General features: G+C 72.4%; 16 protein-coding genes. 5 read left to right on the forward strand and 11 right to left on the reverse strand.

Features of this window, described 5'->3' with window-relative positions:
* Window positions 1-22: 22 nt before the first annotated feature.
* The 8 genes from ppx to HPY23_RS09520 form a co-directional block, all read right to left on the reverse strand.
* Window positions 23-1,558 carry an exopolyphosphatase gene (ppx, locus tag HPY23_RS09485; RefSeq protein WP_060848927.1) on the reverse strand — a complete coding sequence of 512 codons (1,536 nt, stop codon included), beginning with the start codon at window positions 1,556-1,558 and terminating at the stop codon, window positions 23-25.
* 64 nt (window positions 1,559-1,622) lie between these two features.
* Window positions 1,623-3,833 carry an RNA degradosome polyphosphate kinase gene (locus tag HPY23_RS09490; protein ID WP_244537605.1) on the reverse strand — a complete coding sequence of 737 codons (2,211 nt, stop codon included), beginning with the start codon at window positions 3,831-3,833 and terminating at the stop codon, window positions 1,623-1,625.
* Window positions 3,834-4,053: 220 nt separating this feature from the next.
* On the reverse strand, window positions 4,054-4,767 hold the full coding sequence (locus tag HPY23_RS09495; RefSeq protein ID WP_091887603.1) for a P-loop NTPase family protein: 714 nt from the start codon (window positions 4,765-4,767) through the stop codon (window positions 4,054-4,056).
* Between the two features lie 23 nt (window positions 4,768-4,790).
* Window positions 4,791-5,924, reverse strand: a complete 1,134-nt coding sequence (locus HPY23_RS09500; RefSeq protein ID WP_091754112.1) for an AI-2E family transporter — start codon at window positions 5,922-5,924, stop codon at window positions 4,791-4,793.
* Between the two features lie 186 nt (window positions 5,925-6,110).
* Window positions 6,111-6,383 (reverse strand): hypothetical protein, encoded by a 273-nt coding sequence (locus HPY23_RS09505; RefSeq protein ID WP_091887601.1) that lies wholly within the window; start codon window positions 6,381-6,383, stop codon window positions 6,111-6,113.
* Window positions 6,384-6,474: 91 nt separating this feature from the next.
* A complete protein-coding gene (locus tag HPY23_RS09510; RefSeq protein ID WP_091887599.1) occupies window positions 6,475-7,353 on the reverse strand; it encodes a hypothetical protein in 879 nt (292 codons plus the stop codon).
* A gap of 302 nt (window positions 7,354-7,655) precedes the next feature.
* The gene (locus HPY23_RS09515) at window positions 7,656-8,042 is read right to left on the reverse strand and encodes a phasin (RefSeq protein ID WP_244533385.1); all 387 of its coding nucleotides are present in this window, start codon (window positions 8,040-8,042) and stop codon (window positions 7,656-7,658) included.
* Window positions 8,043-8,173: 131 nt separating this feature from the next.
* Window positions 8,174-9,445, reverse strand: coding sequence for a TadE/TadG family type IV pilus assembly protein (locus HPY23_RS09520; RefSeq protein WP_060848923.1), 1,272 nt, complete (start codon window positions 9,443-9,445; stop codon window positions 8,174-8,176).
* Window positions 9,446-9,700: 255 nt separating this feature from the next.
* On the opposite strand from HPY23_RS09520, the gene HPY23_RS09525 reads away from it, so the two are divergent.
* Window positions 9,701-10,114: a hypothetical protein gene (locus HPY23_RS09525; RefSeq protein ID WP_091887597.1), complete on the forward strand. Its 414-nt coding sequence runs from the start codon at window positions 9,701-9,703 to the stop codon at window positions 10,112-10,114.
* A gap of 58 nt (window positions 10,115-10,172) precedes the next feature.
* Here HPY23_RS09525 and HPY23_RS09530 read toward each other — a convergent pair whose 3' ends face one another.
* From HPY23_RS09530 to HPY23_RS09540, 3 genes are all read right to left on the reverse strand, one after another.
* Complete coding sequence (locus tag HPY23_RS09530; RefSeq protein WP_091754079.1) at window positions 10,173-10,523, reverse strand: hypothetical protein; 351 nt, start codon at window positions 10,521-10,523, stop codon at window positions 10,173-10,175.
* Window positions 10,524-10,765: 242 nt separating this feature from the next.
* Window positions 10,766-11,650 (reverse strand): HpcH/HpaI aldolase/citrate lyase family protein, encoded by an 885-nt coding sequence (locus HPY23_RS09535; protein WP_060848920.1) that lies wholly within the window; start codon window positions 11,648-11,650, stop codon window positions 10,766-10,768.
* 155 nt (window positions 11,651-11,805) lie between these two features.
* Window positions 11,806-12,696, reverse strand: coding sequence for an N-formylglutamate amidohydrolase (locus HPY23_RS09540; RefSeq protein WP_091887596.1), 891 nt, complete (start codon window positions 12,694-12,696; stop codon window positions 11,806-11,808).
* A 215-nt stretch (window positions 12,697-12,911) separates the two neighbouring features.
* Here HPY23_RS09540 and cpdR point away from each other — a divergent pair, with 215 nt between their 5' ends.
* The 4 genes from cpdR to HPY23_RS09560 all read left to right on the forward strand — a co-directional run.
* Window positions 12,912-13,268 (forward strand): cell cycle two-component system response regulator CpdR, encoded by a 357-nt coding sequence (cpdR, locus tag HPY23_RS09545; protein ID WP_048427828.1) that lies wholly within the window; start codon window positions 12,912-12,914, stop codon window positions 13,266-13,268.
* A 94-nt stretch (window positions 13,269-13,362) separates the two neighbouring features.
* Window positions 13,363-13,620: a glutaredoxin 3 gene (grxC, locus tag HPY23_RS09550; protein WP_091887594.1), complete on the forward strand. Its 258-nt coding sequence runs from the start codon at window positions 13,363-13,365 to the stop codon at window positions 13,618-13,620.
* Between the two features lie 63 nt (window positions 13,621-13,683).
* The gene (locus HPY23_RS09555; RefSeq protein ID WP_091887593.1) at window positions 13,684-14,523 is read left to right on the forward strand and encodes a carbon-nitrogen hydrolase family protein; all 840 of its coding nucleotides are present in this window, start codon (window positions 13,684-13,686) and stop codon (window positions 14,521-14,523) included.
* A gap of 153 nt (window positions 14,524-14,676) precedes the next feature.
* A partial coding sequence (locus HPY23_RS09560; protein WP_200649597.1) for a DUF1178 family protein occupies window positions 14,677-15,126 on the forward strand: 450 nt, incomplete at its 3' end.

Consider the following 15,126-nt stretch of genomic DNA (forward strand, 5'->3'; position numbering starts at 1 on the left):
GTCTCGCGCCCGGGCACGAGGGTCACGCCGCGATCTCGATCCGCGCCTCGACCCCGAGCAGCCGCCCGAGGCCGCGCAGGCGGTTCGACAGGCGGTCGCTGGCGAGGTCCTTCAGGTCCTGCGGCAGGGTGAGGACGATCACGCCGTCGCGCATGGCGAGCGGCGTGCGCGGCAGGATGCCCTCCATCGCCACCGAGACCGGGAAGGCGACGCGCAGGACCGCACCCAGCAGCCGCGCCTGCTCGAAGAGACGCGGGCCGGCGAGCTGGCGCAGCAGCGGGCTCGCCTTCTCGGGGGCGACGCCCTCGTGGCGGAAGAACACCGCCACGGCGAGGTAGGCCCGGCCCGGATGGTCGATGCCCACGAAGGAGGCGTGGGCGATGACGTTGAGGCTCTGCTCGCCGCGATAGTCGGGATGGGTGCGCCAGCCGACATCGGCCAGCAGGCAGGCGGCGTGGCGCAGCCGGCGCTCGTCGGCGGTCTCCGGCGTCGACAGGCTCGCCATGAAGGCATCCGTCCAGGCCTGGAGTTCGGGCCCGTGGCCGGGGCTGCGGCAGCGCAGGCGGTTGAGCTCGGCGGCGGCGAGCAGCAGCGGGTCGCGGGCGCGGGCCGCGTCGTCGAGCTTCTCGAACAGCAGGCCCTCGCGCACGCCGGTGGCCGAGATCGCGATCTCGCGCGGGCGACCCGAGCGGATCACCTCCTCCAGCACCACCGCCCCGTAGGCTAGCAGCGGCCGGCGGGCCTCTGACACGCTCTCGACGGCGGCCAGCGTCGCGGCGTCGGATTGCTCGACGACCTGCAGGAACGACAGCTCGTCGTTCGGCTCGATCGAATAGCCGTGCATGACGTGCAGGCGGTAGTCCCGCGCCGCCTGGTGCAGGCGGGCGAGCGCCCGCCAGGTGCCGCCGACGGCGTAGAAGGTGCGGCCCTTCAGGGTGTCGAGCTGCGGGCCGGCCTTCTTGAGGGCTTCGGCGGCGATCTTGCGGGCCTTCTTCAGCGAGCCGCCGCTGAGGTCCTGCAGTGCCAGCCCGCCGAGCGGCATGGTGACGCCGCTGCCGATCGCCGAGCCGCGCACGTCGACGAGCTCGAGGCTGCCGCCGCCGAGGTCGCCGACCACGCCGTCCGGCGCGTGGAAGCCCGAGATGACGCCGTAGGCCGAGAGTTCCGCCTCGCGCCGGCCCGACAGGAGCTCGATCGGGTGGCCGCAGGCGGCCGCGGCCGCCTCCAGGAAGGCCGGGCCGTTCTCGGCGTCGCGGGCGGCGGCGGTGGCGAGCACGAAGACCTGGCCGACATGCATCGCCTCGCACAGCACACGGAACCGGGCGAGCGCCTGGAGGGCGCGGCGCACCGCCTCCTCGTTGAGGCGGCCGGTGGAGAGCACGTTGCGGCCGAGGCCGCACAGGACCTTCTCGTTGTAGAGCGGCGTCGGCGCCCGGCTGATGCCCGAATAGGCGACCAGCCGGACGGAGTTCGAGCCGATGTCGATGATCGCGACGGGGGCGCCGGGCTCGATCCGGGCGAGCGCGGCTTCGTTGAGGGCGGTCTGATCCAGGCCCATCCAGGTCCTCATGACGGGAGCGCCGCCGGACGGACGGCCCCGGGGACCGGCCCCGGCGGCCGCGTCAGGCGCGCTGGGCGCGCCGGCTGAGCGCGCGCGGACTCGATTTCTTCGATGCCTTCCCGCGGCCCGACAGGCTCGGGTTGGTCATGAAATACTTGTGCGCGTTGAAGGGCTCCTCGCCCTCGGCGGGCTCGATCCGCTCGCTCGCGCCCGACGCCAGTACACGCCAGCTCTGCTGGTTGTCGAGGAGATTCGCCATCATGATCTGGTCGAGCACCTGCTGGTGCACGGTCGGGTTGAGGATCGGCAGCATGGCCTCCACCCGACGATCGAGGTTGCGGCTCATCAGGTCCGCCGACGAGATGTAGACCCGGGCCTTGGGGTGGGGCAGCCCGGCGCCGTTGCCGAAGGCGTAGACCCGGCCGTGCTCCAGGAAGCGCCCGACGATCGACTTGACCCGGATGTTCTCCGACAGGCCCGGCACGCCGGGGCGCAGGCAGCAGATGCCCCTCACGACGCAGTCGATCGGCACGCCGGCGGCGCTGGCGTCGTAGAGCGCGTCGATGATCTGGGTGTCGACGAGCGAGTTGCACTTGATCCAGATCGCCGCCGGGCGGCCCGCCTTGGCGTGGGCGATCTCCTCGGCGATGTGCTCGAGGAGGCGCGCCTTCAGGGTCAGCGGCGAGACCGCCATCCGCTCCAGCTCCGCCGGCTCGGCGTAGCCGGTGATGAAGTTGAAGATCCGCGAGACGTCGCGGCCGATCACCGGGTCGGCGGTGAAGAACGACAAATCGGTGTAGATGCGCGCCGTGATCGGATGGTAGTTGCCGGTGCCGACGTGGCAGTAGCTCACCAGGCGGTCGCCCTCGCGGCGCACCACCATCGAGAGCTTGGCGTGGGTCTTCAGCTCGATGAAGCCGAACACCACCTGGGCGCCGGCCTTCTCGAGGTTGCGCGCCCAGCGGATGTTGGCCTCCTCGTCGAAACGCGCCTTCAGCTCGACGAGCGCCGTCACCGACTTGCCGGCCTCCGCCGCCTCGGCCAGAGCCGCGACGATCGGGGAGTTCGACGAGGTGCGGTAGAGCGTCTGCTTGATCGCTACCACGTTCGGGTCGCGGGCGGCCTGCGACAGGAACTGCACCACCGAGTCGAAGGACTCGTAGGGATGGTGGACGATGAAGTCCTTCTGGCGGATCGCCGCGAAGCAATCGCCGCCGCTCTCGCGGATGCGCTCGGGGAAGCGCGGGTTGTAGGGCTTGAACTTCAGGTCCGGCCGGTCGATCCCGACGATCTGCGACAGCTCGTTGAGGGCGAGCATCCCCTCGACCACGAACACGGCGTCGGCGGCGATCTCCAGCTCGTCGGCCACGAAGGTGCGCAGGTCCTCCGGCATGGTCGCGACGACCTCGAGCCGGATCACCACGCCGCGGCGGCGTTGCTTCAGCGCCGTCTCGAAGTGCCGCACCAGGTCCTCGGCCTCCTCCTCGATCTCGAGGTCGGAATCGCGCACCACCCGGAAGCCACCCTGGCCCTTGACCAGGTAGCCCGGGAAGAGGCGGCTCGTGAACAGCACGATCACCTGCTCGATGGCGATGAACCGGGCGGTGCCGGTCTGGCCGAGATCGGGCAGGCGCACGAAGCGATCGATGATCGAGGGCAGGCGGATCAGCGCCCGCAGCGCCCGGGCGTCCCGCGGCCGCACCAGGGTGAGCGCGATGGTCGAGCCGAGATTCGGGATGAACGGAAAGGGATGGGCCGGATCGATGGCGAGCGGCGTCAGCACCGGGAAGATGTGCTGGAGGAAGTAATCTTCCAGCCAGGCCGCCTCTTCCGCCGAGAGGTCCATCGCCTCGACGAGGTCGATGCCCTCGTGGTGCAGTTCCCCGCGCAATTCGCTCCAGCGCCGCTGCTGGTCGCCGGCGAGCCCGGTGACCTCGGCGTCGATCCGGGCGAGCTGCTCGGCCGGGGACAGCCCGTCGGCCGACGGCGCGGTCAGCCCGGCCCGGACCTGGTCGTGCAGGCCGGCGACCCGCACCATGAAGAACTCGTCGAGGTTGTTGGCCGAGATCGACAGGAAGCGCAGCTGCTCCAGCAGCGGGTGGCCGGTATTCGAGGCCTCCTCCAGCACCCGGCGGTTGAACTGCAGCCAGGACAATTCGCGGTTGACGAAGCGCCCGGGCTCGTGGCGCAGCGCCAGGCCGGCCTCGACCGCCTCGGCCTTGGCCAGGCGGGCCGCCTCCTGCGCAGCCTGCGCCTCGTCGGCGACCCGCACGGCATCGGGGGCGGTCAGCCCTTCCCTCACCTCGTGGCGGACATCTCCGTTCGTCGCAGGCGTCGCCTCGGTCTCGTCGAGGACCGGGATGGCACTGGCTCCGGCTGCGGTGTCCGACACGATGGTACCTCCTTGACGGGATGGATGCCGGGTCAGGGCTTCGAGCCCTTCCCGGTGACAGGACAGTTTGACAATTGCGTGAACGGTGCGACGGCTTGCCCTATTCCTCGTCCTCCTCGCCGTCCTCCGGCGCCTCGCCCTCCAGGGTGGCCAGCGTCGCGAGGGCGAGCGGCCGGGTGATGCGCCGGCGCCGGCTCAGGCCCTCGCGGTCGAGGACCGCCACCACGTCCCGGGCGCGGGCGAGCGAGCGGTCGAGGCGCAAAGCCAGGGCGTCGACCACGCTGGTGTCGACGACGAGCTGGCGGTCGAGGAACAGCTTGACCAGCACGACCTTCAGCAGCGCCTCGTCCGGCGGGTCGAGCGCGACGCCGGGAGCGAGCCGCAGGCGCGAGCGCAGGTCGGGGGTGGCGAGGCCCCAGGCCTCGACCGGGCCGGAGCCCGTCACCACGACGCTGAGGCCCCGCTCGCGCACGAGGTTGAGGAGGTGGAACAGGGCGGCCTCGTCGCGGCCCGCCTCGCGGTCGGCATCCTCGATCACCAGGGCGTCGGCACCGGCGATCTCCGGCACCGCCGCCGCGGTCACGGCGGCGACCGGCAGGACGAGGGCGCCGGCGCGCTCGGCGAAGATGGCCGCGAGGTGGCTCTTGCCGCTGCCCGGCGGGCCGGTGAGCACGAGCACCCGGTCCGGCCAGTCGGGCCAGGCCTCGATCCGGGCGTAGGCCGTCTCGTTCGACGGGCTGACCAGGAAGTCCTCGGAGCCGAAGCGGGCGTCGACCGGCAGGTCGAGGGCGAGCTGGCGCGGCTGATCTGGCATGCGGGGCGGAAGGTCTCGCGGGTTCACGGCTTGGACAGGGCGGGCGGGGCGGCCTCGGCCGCCGCGACCCTCGCCACCGTCGCGTCGGCGGCCAGGATCGGCGTGCCGTCGTGGTAGAGGCGGCTTTCGAGATAGCGCTTCACCCCGAAGCGCGCGACTACGCCGATCGCCGCCGCCACCGGCACCGCGAGCAGCAGCCCGAGGAAGCCGAACAGCGAGCCGAAGGCCAGCAGCGCGAACATCAGCCAGACAGGGTGCAGGCGCACCGCGTCGCCGACGAGCTTGGGCTGGAGCACGTTGCCCTCGAGGAACTGCCCGACCAGGAAGACCCCGACCGTCAGCACCACCGAGACCCAGTCGGGCGAGAACTGCACCAGGGCGACGCCGGTGGAGAGCAGGAAGCCGGTGAGCGAGCCGACATACGGGATGAAGGTCAGGAGGCCCGAGATCAGGCCGATCAGCACGCCGAAATTGAGCCCGACGCACCACAGGCCGACGGCGTAGAAGGTGCCGAGCAGGAGGCAGACCAGGGTCTGGCCGCGGATGAAGGCGGTGATCGCCCCGTCGATCTCGCGGCCGAGGGTGCGGGCGGTGTCGCGGTGGCGCGGCGGCACCCAGCGGTCGAGGGTGGCGATCATCCGGTCCCAGTCGACCAGGAGATAGAACGCCACCACGGGCGTCACCACGAGCAGCGAGACGATGCCGACCACCGCCTGGCTGCCCGACCACAGCGAGCGCAGGAAGCCGAGGAGCCAGGCCACCGCCTGCCCGGTCAGGTTGCCGACGGAGGATTGCAGTTCCTGGAACGCGCCGGCACCGCCGGCCCGTTCGATCAGCGGGCCGGCCCGCTCGGCGATGATCGCCTGGAGCTTCGCGATCATCGCCGGCAGCGAGGCGACGAGGGCGGCGATCTGGTTGGCGGCGAGCGGCACCACCAGGATCAGCGTCAGGATCAGCCCGCAGACGAAACCCGCCAGGATGAGCAGCGTCGCGGCGAGCCGCCCGAGCCCGAGGCGCTCCAGCCGGTCGGCGACGGGATCGAGGGCGTAGGCCAGGGCCGCGCCCGCCACGAAGGGCAGCAGCACGTCGCGCAGCTGGTAGAGCAGGAAGACCAGCAGGGCGAGCACGGCCAGGGTGATGGCGGCCCGGCGTTGGATCGGCATCTGTGCGGCAACCCGTCCCCCACGCGAATCCGTCGCGCCCCGGCCGGCCCGAGATGGAAGCGGCGCGCCGCAGGGTCAAGCGTGGCGTGAGGCGAGGGCGCTCCCGCGCGGTCGTCCGGGGGGCCGTCAGGCCCGGGCCCGGGTACGGGGCGCGGGGCGCGGGGCTTGCCCGCGCGGCCGTCAGTAGCCGGCGGCCCGGTCGCCGGTCGGGGCCGAGAGGCGCGCGACGTTGTTGCGGACGTGCTCGCGGTAGCGGTCGATCACCGCCTCCGGCGTGCCGCCGCCCAGCAGCGTGCCGGTCGCCTCGAGGGCGGCACCGATCTTCTCGCTCACCATCCGCTGCGCCTCGACCTGGCCGGCGACGCCGCCCCAGGCGAGCTTCATCATGCGCAGCTCGATGACCTTCTGGGATTCCATCGCGAGCATCGCGGTCGCGTACCAAGCGTCGAACATCCCGGTCTCCTTCTGCGGTTGCGGTTCACGGTCCGGGCCGTCGCGGCCCGGACGGGGCGGCCGGCATCGGGGATGCCGGCCGGGCGCGCGCTCAGGCGGCGCGGGACCGCGGCGGCACCGCGCTCGCCAGGCGGCCCATGCGGCGGGCGAGGTCGGTCCAGCAGGCGAGCGCGGCGTCGATCGCCCGGCTCACCTCGGCGGCCTGGAGCTGCGCGAGGTCGCCCGGCGAGCGGACGGTCAGGGCCGCCTTCCAGAACGCCACGGCGGCCTGGCCCTCGCCCTGGAGGAACGCCACCAGCCGGCCGTTGATCTCGATGAAGCCCTGCATGGCGGCCAGCGGCGGCTCCTGCTCCGCGCCGGGCCGCCCGGGGGCCTCGGCGGACGAGGCCGGCTCGGCGGCGGCCGGGATCACCGGTGCGTCCTGCGACGCCGCGACCGGCTCGGGCGAGGCCGCCGCGTCGGTCTCGATGTCCTTGGTCCCGACATCCTGGGTCCCGGTATCCCGAGCGATGGCCTCGCCTTGCGCGACCGTCCCGTCCCGGGCTGCCTCGACGTCGGCCGGCACCTCGTCGGACGCGGTCGTCGGAGCCTCGGCCGTCTCGGCGACGGGTTCGGCGGGGATCACGTCGTCGGCCCCGGTCGGCTCCGTCTCGGCGACGGGCTCGGGCGCGGCCTCCCGGACCGGCTCCTCTTGGACCAACTCCTCTTGGGCCGAAACCTCCTGGGCCGAAACCTCTTGGGCGCGGGCCGGCTCGGCCTGATCGGCGAGCGCGGTCTCGCCGGTGGCGGCCGTCTCGGCCACGGTCTCGGGAGCCGTCTCGATCGCCTCGGGGGCGGAAGCCACCGCGACGGCGTCGACCGGGGCGGTCTCGCCCTGGACGGACTGGGATGCACCATTCGTCCGCGCGGCCGTCCGGACGGGTGGGCGGCGGGGCGGCTTACGGGTCTTGTCGCTGCGGCGCGTGGTCATGGCTCGGCCTCCTCGAGGTAGCGGACGCGCCGCCCTCGACCCGATGCGGGGGGGCGAACGCGCGGCAACCGGCGCGCCGGCAGGCTCGTCCGGGGCACCGGCGGATCCGGATCGACGTGTCGGAGGGACCTGTCGGATCGGCTTTGGCGGATCGCCGCGGCGATCGGGGCGGACGCGCCCGGCCGCGGGCCTTGCAGGCGGGCGGCGGCGCGGGGCCCGGTCCGCCGGGGGTGGGGTGAGGCCGGGGCCTCACCCGCGGGGCGTCAGGCCCCGGCCTCGGACAACGGTCCGAGACCTCGGTCTCAGGCCTTGGCCTGGGCCTTGGTCATGTCGGCCTTGATCGACTCGGACAGGGTGGCGAACTCCTTCGCCTGGGTCTGCAGCGCGCTCATCTGGTTGCGCATGTACTCGCCCTGCAGCTCCAGGGCCTCCTTGACGTCGCGGGTGCGCACGAGCTTCTCGGCGAGGTCGAAGGTCGCGGTGGCGTGCTGCTCGGTGTAGTCGAAGCCGCGGGCGACGGCGGTGCCCATGCCGGTCTGCGAGGTCTGGGTCGAGGTCTGCACGGTCTCGGCGAGCTTGCGGGCGGAGCCCAGGAAGGTGCCGAACGCGGTGCGGGCGTTCTGCACGCCCTTCTCGGCGAAGTCGCGCATCTCGGACGGGATCTCGAAGGGCTTCTGGGTGCTGCTCACGGGCGTGGCCTCCGGCTTGTCGCTACGCGCGCCGCCCTGAGGATTTGTGCGACGCAGCAATCACGATGCTGCAACGCAATGCAAGAGTCAACGGGTCGCCCCCGGCCGGCTTGCTCCGGACGGAGCCCGCCCTATTGCGTCAGCCGGAATTGCGCGATCGAGCGGCCGATGCTCTGGAAGGCCGGTTTCAAGTCGTCGGCGGTGATCACGTTGTAGAAGAACCCGTCCTTGCTCGCGCAGGACCGCAGCATGTCGGCATTCCCGTCGATCACCCGCACCGTGTAGATGACGATGCCGGCGGTCTTGGCGGCCGTGCAGGCGCTGAGCGTGCGGGCGTCGATGACGCTGTCGTCGACGCAGCCGGGGAGGGCGAGGAGATCGTACAGGAAGTTGCCCGTGCAGGCGACCTTCCAGCGGTTCTGCGTGTTCAGCCCGTCGGTGAGCACGATCATGACCTTCGTGACCCTGTCGTCGGCCAGACTCGCCGCGGTGGCGAGCGGCCCGTAGGGCGTGAGCGCCTCCAGCCCCCACGCCACCCCGACGGTGACGTTGGTGGCGCCGCCCGCGCTCATCGCGTCGATGGCGGCGTTGAGCGTCCCGTAATCGGTGCCGAGGGGGCGGATCGCCGCCAGGGTCGGCTTGCCGTTCTGGAGCGAGGCGCAGCGGTCGGCCGGGTAGGCGGCGGCGCCGGACGGCTCGGTGGTCGGGGCCTGGACGTCGTAGGGCTGGTCGCGGTCGGCGATGCAGCCCTGCCAGCTCGCCGGGCCGACGGTGCCGAGCTTGGCGTAGCTGAGCCAGCCGGCGCCCGTGACGGCGGTGCCGAGGTTCACCTGCGTCGAGAACGGGACCAGGGCGACCTTGGCGTCCGCGCGGGTGGTCACGACCTTGTCGAGGTAGGCCAGGAAATCCTTCGCCGCCTGCTTCAGGGCCGGCAGCTTGCCGGCGTCGTTCATCGAGCCGGTGTTGTCGAGCACCAGCGCCACCTCGAGCGACCGGCCTCCCGACATCGCCTGCGACGTGCCGCCGACCACGAGCGGGGCCGGGTGCATCAGGCGCCCGAGGGTCATGTCGATCCGGGCGGTGGCGCTGACCGTCACCTGCGTGCCGGCCCGGGCCGGGGTGAAGCCGGTCACCGTCACGCCGGCCTGGGGCGGGAAGCTCGCGTCGAAGAAGGCCCGGGCGCGGGCCTGGAACGCGGCCTCGGACGCCAGGGTCGGCGCCTCGCGGATCACCGCCAGCACCGCCGCGTCGGTGGCGGTCTGGAGCTTTGCCCGCACCGCGGCGGCGCGGGCGTAGTCGATCCCCGCCCCGACCAGGAAGAGCACCGGGATCATCGTCAGCGCCATGATCACCGCGATGGCGCCGCGGCGGTCGGATCGGAAGCGGGCGAGCAGCCCCATCATCGCAGGTTCGCCCTCCCGGCGCCGCTGGTCATGGCCTAACGGGCCTAGGCCTAACGGCTGGGAGGTTAAGGCTTCGACCGGTGATCTCACGGCTCCGGCGAAGGTGGAGTAATCCTCTGTCAAGGTTTCCGGGCCGGCCGTCGCGCAAGGCGGCGTTAACGAAGATCCGTCATTGTTGCGGACAGTCGTGTTCCCGGGTTCGGGACATCCTCGGCCGCCGCCGGCGGCCCTACGAGTATCTGACGAGGACTGCCGATGCGCGCCCTGCGGTTCCGCCCCACGCCCGCCCTTCTCGCGGCCGGCATCCTCGGTCTCGGCACCCTGTCGGGCTGGGGGGCGTACGGCGTCTCCTCGTCGGGCAAGAGCGCGCTGCGGGCCCAGCTGGCCGAGACCGAGGGCCAGCGCGACGCGCTCGCCGCCCGCTTCAAGCAGTTCCAGGACGTCGAGGCCGAGCTGCGCGACCGCCAGGCCAAGATCGCCGCCGCCCGCGACGAGATCGCCCAGATGGGAGCGACCCGCGAGAAGGCCAAGGCGCAGCTCGCCGCCACGCAGCGCGACCTCGCCGCCCTGACCAAGCGCCTCGACACGGCGCGCGACAAGGTGAACCAGACCGGCAGCATCACCCCGGCGGCGCCGGCGGCCGAACCGGCGAAGAAGCCGGCTCGGTGAGGGAAAGCCGCCGGCCGGGGGACGGCCGGAGCTTCCGACGTGTCGACGGTCCGGCCGTTCAGGCCGGGACGCCGTCGAGCACGATGCCCTGCGGGTGCTGCAGCGCCGTCTCGGCCTCGCGGCGCGACAGGCTCTCGACCAGGGCGGCCCATCGCATCCCGACCTCGTGCCGCAGGGTGAGGCGGCCCGCCTCGTCGTAGCGGCGCCAGCCGCAGCGCGACGCGCCGTCGGCGCCGACCTCGTCGTAGGTCTCGTAGCGCGCCACGAGGCGGTCGCCCGGGTCGTATTCCCGGTGGAACCAGGACAGCCCGAACACCCGGCCGCCGCGGCCGAGCATGCCGTCGCTCTCGAGGCGGTGCTCGCCCGGGATGCGGAAGATGGTCTCGAATGGCGGGGGATCGCAGCGCATGGAGAACTCCATCGCGGGGGTGACGAGGGAGCGGCGCCATGAGGGCCGTGGGCGCCGAGTCGGGCCCGGGCCGACGGCCGGGCCGTAGGGGCCGCGCCGAGCCTGTGCCATCCCGAGACGGTCCGGATGCTCGCGCGTTTAACGTTGATTAAGAATTTGTGCGCCGCAAAAGCCGGTGGGTCAAGCCCGGCGCGCCGCCTCGTTCCCGGGTGGCGCGCCGGCTCCGGCCGCAGGGCCGTCGCTTACTGTCCCTTGGCGGCGATGGCCTCCGACCAGGCGACGGAGCGCCGGGCCATCGGGATGTGCTGGCGCTCGAACATGCGGCCGTTGATCTGGATCGCGCCGCGTCTGGCGTTCTCGGGCCGCTCGAAGGCCTCGATCACGGTGCGGGCCACCGCGACCTCGGCCTCGGTCGGGGCGAAGGCGGTGTTGGCGAGCGCCACCTGGCTCGGATGGATCAGGGTCTTGCCGTCGAAGCCGAGGATGCGGGCCTGCTCGCATTCCTCGCGGCAGCCGTCGAGGTCGGAGAAGTTGTTGTAGACGCCGTCGAGGATTGTCAGGCCCTCGGCGCGGGCGCCGGCGAGCGCGGTCATCAGCCAGGGCATCATCGGGGCCCGGCCCGGCACGATCTGCGTCCAGGTGTCCTTGGCGAGGTCGTTGGTGCCCAGCACGAAGCAGGTCAGACGGGTCCCGGGGTTGCGCCGCGCCGCCGCGATCGCCTGGATGTTGAGGATCGCCGCCGGGGTCTCGATCATCGCCCAGATCTTGATGCCGGCCGGCGCGTCGAGGGCTTCCAGCCGGTCGGCGATGTTCTCCAGCACCGCCGGGGAGGAGACCTTCGGCATCAGGATCGCGTCGGGCCCGGCCTCGATCGCCGCCCGCAGGTCCGCCTCGCCCCACGGGGTCTGGGGGGCGTTGACCCGGATGATCAGCTCGCGGTCGCCGTAGCCGCCCTGGCGCACCGCGGCGCAGACCTGCTCGCGCGCCACGTCCTTGGCGTCCGGGGCGACCGCATCCTCGAGGTCGAGGATCAGCGCGTCGGCCGGCAGGCTGCGCGCCTTCTCGAGGGCACGCAGGTTCGAGCCCGGCATGTAGAGCACGCTGCGGCGGAGGCGGAGATCGATCATCGCGGGCTTCCCCAGGGTTCGCGCAAGACTGTCACGCAGGAACGTCGCGCCCCGGATCCGCGAGGGAAGCCGCGGGGCCGCGTCGCTGCCCTGCTTAGCCGATCGGACCAGCCGCGCCAGCCCGGCGATCGTCGGACGGAGAAGGGGGCGGCGACCTACTCGGCGGCGATGCGCCGGGGGCCGAGGTCGAGCGCGGCGTGGCCCAGCGTTTCCGCCACCGCGGTCAGGACCAGCGACAGCGCCTCGAAACCGGGACGGGGCAGGAGCTTGCGCTCGTCCATGTAGAGGGCGCGGTTGACCTCGATCTGCAGGGCGTGGCGGCCTTGCGCGGGCTCGCCGTAATGCTCGGTGACGAAGCCGCCCGCATAGGGCTTGTTGCGCACCACCCGCAGGCCGTGAGCGCGGAACGCGGCTTCCGCGCAGTCGATCAGGTCGGGCGCGCAGGCGGTGCCGAACCGGTCGCCCAGCACCACGTCGACCGCCTGGCCCTCGTCGCGCGACAGGCTCGTCGAGGGCATCGAGTGGCAGTCGATCAGCACCGCGTGGCCGAAGGTCCGGGCGGTGCGGGCCACCAGCTCCTTCAGGGTGCGGTGATAGGGCTTGTACAGCTCCTCGATGCGCGCCAGCGCCTCCTCGACGGGAAGCCGGCCGCGATAGATCTCCTGGCCGTCCGCCACCACCCGGGGCACCGTGCCGAGGCCGCCGGCCACCCGCATCGAGCGCACGTTGACGAAGGGCGGGAGCCGGCCCTCGAACATCCGCGGATCGAGTTCGTAGGGCTCGCGGTTGACGTCGAGATAGGCGCGCGGGAACGCGGCCCGCATCAGCGGTGCGCCGAGGCCCACGACGGGCGCGTAGAGCCGGTCGACGAAGGCGTCCTCGGAGCGGCGCAGGGCCACCGCGTCGAGCCGCGAGGCGGCCACGAAGGAGGCCGGGTACACCGCGCCCGAATGGCCCGTGTTGTAGACGAACGGCAGGGTCTGCCGCTCCGGCTCGTCCACCTGGAAGGGCGGGGCGAACAGGCTCGCGGGGGAAGCTCGGCTCATCCGGACGCGCCGGGGCGGGAGGCGGGACGCGATCGCAACATCATCATCCGGCTAATCTGGCGCCCCGGCCCGGGCCTGTCCACTGCCGGGCGGCCCCGCCGGGGCACGATTCCGCCGGGGATGGACGTCCCGGACGGCGCGGCGTCAACACTCTGTTTACCACGACGCCGCTTTATGGAATGAACGCTCCGAATCGGTATCCGGGACTTTCGTTCATGAAGATCCTCCTCGCGGAAGACGACAACGACATGCGTCGCTTCCTCGCCAAGGCGCTCCAGAACGCAGGCTACGACGTGGCCTCGTTCGACAACGGGCTCTCGGCCTACAACCGCCTGCGCGAGGAGCCGTTCGAGCTCCTGCTCACCGACATCGTGATGCCCGAGATGGACGGCATCGAGCTGGCGCGCCGCGCCACCGAGCTCGACCCCGACATCAAGGTGATGTTCATCACCGGCTTCGCCGCGGTGGCGCTCAACCCCGATTCGAAGGCCCCGAAGGACGCCAAGGTCCTGTCGAAGCCCTTCCACCTGCGCGAGCTGGTGACCGAGGTCGAGAAGCTGATGGCGGCCTGACAGGGCCGTCCGGAGGCGGGCCGTTCACGCGCCGCTGGCGCGCGGGTCCACCCGCGCCTATATCGGGTCATCCCCCAGCAGCGCGAGCCGTCGGATGCAGCCGGTCACGATCTACACCACCAGCTGGTGCCCCTATTGCTCGGCGGCCAAGTCGCTGCTGCAGGAGAAGGGCGCGGCGTTCACCGAGGTCGACGTCGAGGCCAAGGCCGGCGCCCGCACCGAGATGGTCGGGAAGGCCGGCGGACGCACCAGCGTGCCGCAGATCTTCGTCGGCGAGACCCATGTCGGTGGCTGCGACGACCTCTACGCCCTCGATCGCGCCGGCCGCCTCGACGCGCTGCTGGCCGGCTGACCCTCTGGCGGTGCGGGGGCGTTGCGGCGTAAGCTCCACGGACCGTTCCGGAGTCCGCCGCCCATGACCGCTCCCCGCTTCGTCGCCGCCTGCGTGCAGATGCGCTCCGGCCGCGACCCCGCGCTGAACCGCGACGCCGCGGTGGCGGGAATCCGCGAGGCGGCCGAACGCGGCGCGCACTACGTCCAGACGCCCGAGATGACCTCGCTCCTCGAGCGCGACAGGGCGAGCCTTTTTCGGAAAATCCGCGTGCCGGAGGACGATCCGACGCTGGGCGCGCTGCGCGACGTCGCCCGCGAGCGCAGGGTGGCGGTCCATGTCGGCTCGCTCGCGGTGAAGAACGGCGACAAGGTCGCCAACCGCGCCTTCGTGATCGACCGCGAGGGCGCGATCACCGCGTCCTACGACAAGCTCCACCTCTACGACGTCGATCTGCCGAACGGCGAGAGCTACCGCGAATCCGCCACCTATACGGGTGGCACGCGCGCCGTCGTCGCCGACCTGCCCTGGGGCCGGCTCGGCGTCGCGATCTGCTACGACGTGCGCTTCCCCGCCCTCTACCGGGCGCTGGCCGAGGCCGGGGCCGAGATCCTGTCGGCGCCGGCCGCCTTCACCCGCCAGACCGGCGAGGCGCATTGGCACGTGCTGCAGCGCGCCCGGGCGATCGAGACCGGCTCGTTCATGATCTCGGCCGCGCAGGGCGGTCGGCACGAGGACGGGCGCGAGACCTACGGCCACTCCCTCATCGTCGATCCCTGGGGCCGGGTGCTGGCGGAGGCCGACGGCAACGAGCCGAGGGTGATCCTGGCCGAGATCGACATGGCCCTCGTCGCGGATGCCCGCGCCCGCATCCCGGCCCTGCGCCACGCCCGGCCGGTGGTCGTGGAAGCGACCGGCGCCTGACGCCGGACCGTCGTTCCCGCCGCCTCGTCTGCGACGGACCGGTCTTCGGTGTCGTCGCGGACGATGCATTCGGGCCGCATTTTCGCCCCACGGCGCGTCTCAAGCGTCGCATCGCCCTCGCAACCGCGCCTCCGCCCCCCGATATCCGGTCCCATGATCCGCTACGCCCTGTCCTGCGATTCCGGCCACAGCTTCGAGAGCTGGTTCCCGTCGAGCGATTCCTACGACGCGCAGGCGCAGGCCGGCTTCGTCACCTGCCCGTTCTGCGACAGCGCGAAGGTCATGAAGCAGATCATGGCGCCGTCCCTCGGCCGCGCCGCGGCGCCGCCGGTCCCGGCCGGGGCTCAGGCGGAGGCCATCCCCGCCGTCCCGGCGCCCGCCGAGACGCCGGTCAGCCTGGTCTCCGAGCCCGAGCGCCAGCTGCGCGCGATGATCCGCGCCCTGCACGAGCAGGTCGCCCGCTCCGCCGATCATGTCGGGGCGAACTTCGCGACGGAAGCCCGGCGGATGCATTACGGCGAGGCCGAGCAGCGGGCGATCTACGGCGAGGCGAGCCTCAGCGAGGCCCGCGCCCTCGTCGACGAGGGCATCGCCGTGCAGCCC

Source organism: Methylobacterium ajmalii, assembly GCF_016613415.1.
Classification (GTDB): domain Bacteria; phylum Pseudomonadota; class Alphaproteobacteria; order Rhizobiales; family Beijerinckiaceae; genus Methylobacterium; species Methylobacterium ajmalii.

Excerpts from the sequence above, each read along its gene's own strand:
- HPY23_RS09525 (WP_091887597.1), top strand. The coding sequence starts at position 9,701 with ATGCGCGCCCTGCGGTTCCGCCCCACGCCCGCCCTTCTCGCGGCCGGC.
- HPY23_RS09555 (WP_091887593.1), top strand. The coding sequence starts at position 13,684 with ATGACCGCTCCCCGCTTCGTCGCCGCCTGCGTGCAGATGCGCTCCGGC.
- HPY23_RS09535 (WP_060848920.1), bottom strand. The coding sequence starts at position 11,650 with ATGATCGATCTCCGCCTCCGCCGCAGCGTGCTCTACATGCCGGGCTCG.
- cpdR (WP_048427828.1), top strand. The coding sequence starts at position 12,912 with ATGAAGATCCTCCTCGCGGAAGACGACAACGACATGCGTCGCTTCCTC.
- HPY23_RS09505 (WP_091887601.1), bottom strand. The coding sequence starts at position 6,383 with ATGTTCGACGCTTGGTACGCGACCGCGATGCTCGCGATGGAATCCCAG.
- HPY23_RS09495 (WP_091887603.1), bottom strand. The coding sequence starts at position 4,767 with ATGCCAGATCAGCCGCGCCAGCTCGCCCTCGACCTGCCGGTCGACGCC.
- HPY23_RS09520 (WP_060848923.1), bottom strand. The coding sequence starts at position 9,445 with ATGATGGGGCTGCTCGCCCGCTTCCGATCCGACCGCCGCGGCGCCATC.
- HPY23_RS09540 (WP_091887596.1), bottom strand. The coding sequence starts at position 12,696 with ATGAGCCGAGCTTCCCCCGCGAGCCTGTTCGCCCCGCCCTTCCAGGTG.
- HPY23_RS09530 (WP_091754079.1), bottom strand. The coding sequence starts at position 10,523 with ATGCGCTGCGATCCCCCGCCATTCGAGACCATCTTCCGCATCCCGGGC.
- grxC (WP_091887594.1), top strand. The coding sequence starts at position 13,363 with ATGCAGCCGGTCACGATCTACACCACCAGCTGGTGCCCCTATTGCTCG.
- HPY23_RS09510 (WP_091887599.1), bottom strand. The coding sequence starts at position 7,353 with ATGACCACGCGCCGCAGCGACAAGACCCGTAAGCCGCCCCGCCGCCCA.
- ppx (WP_060848927.1), bottom strand. The coding sequence starts at position 1,558 with ATGGGCCTGGATCAGACCGCCCTCAACGAAGCCGCGCTCGCCCGGATC.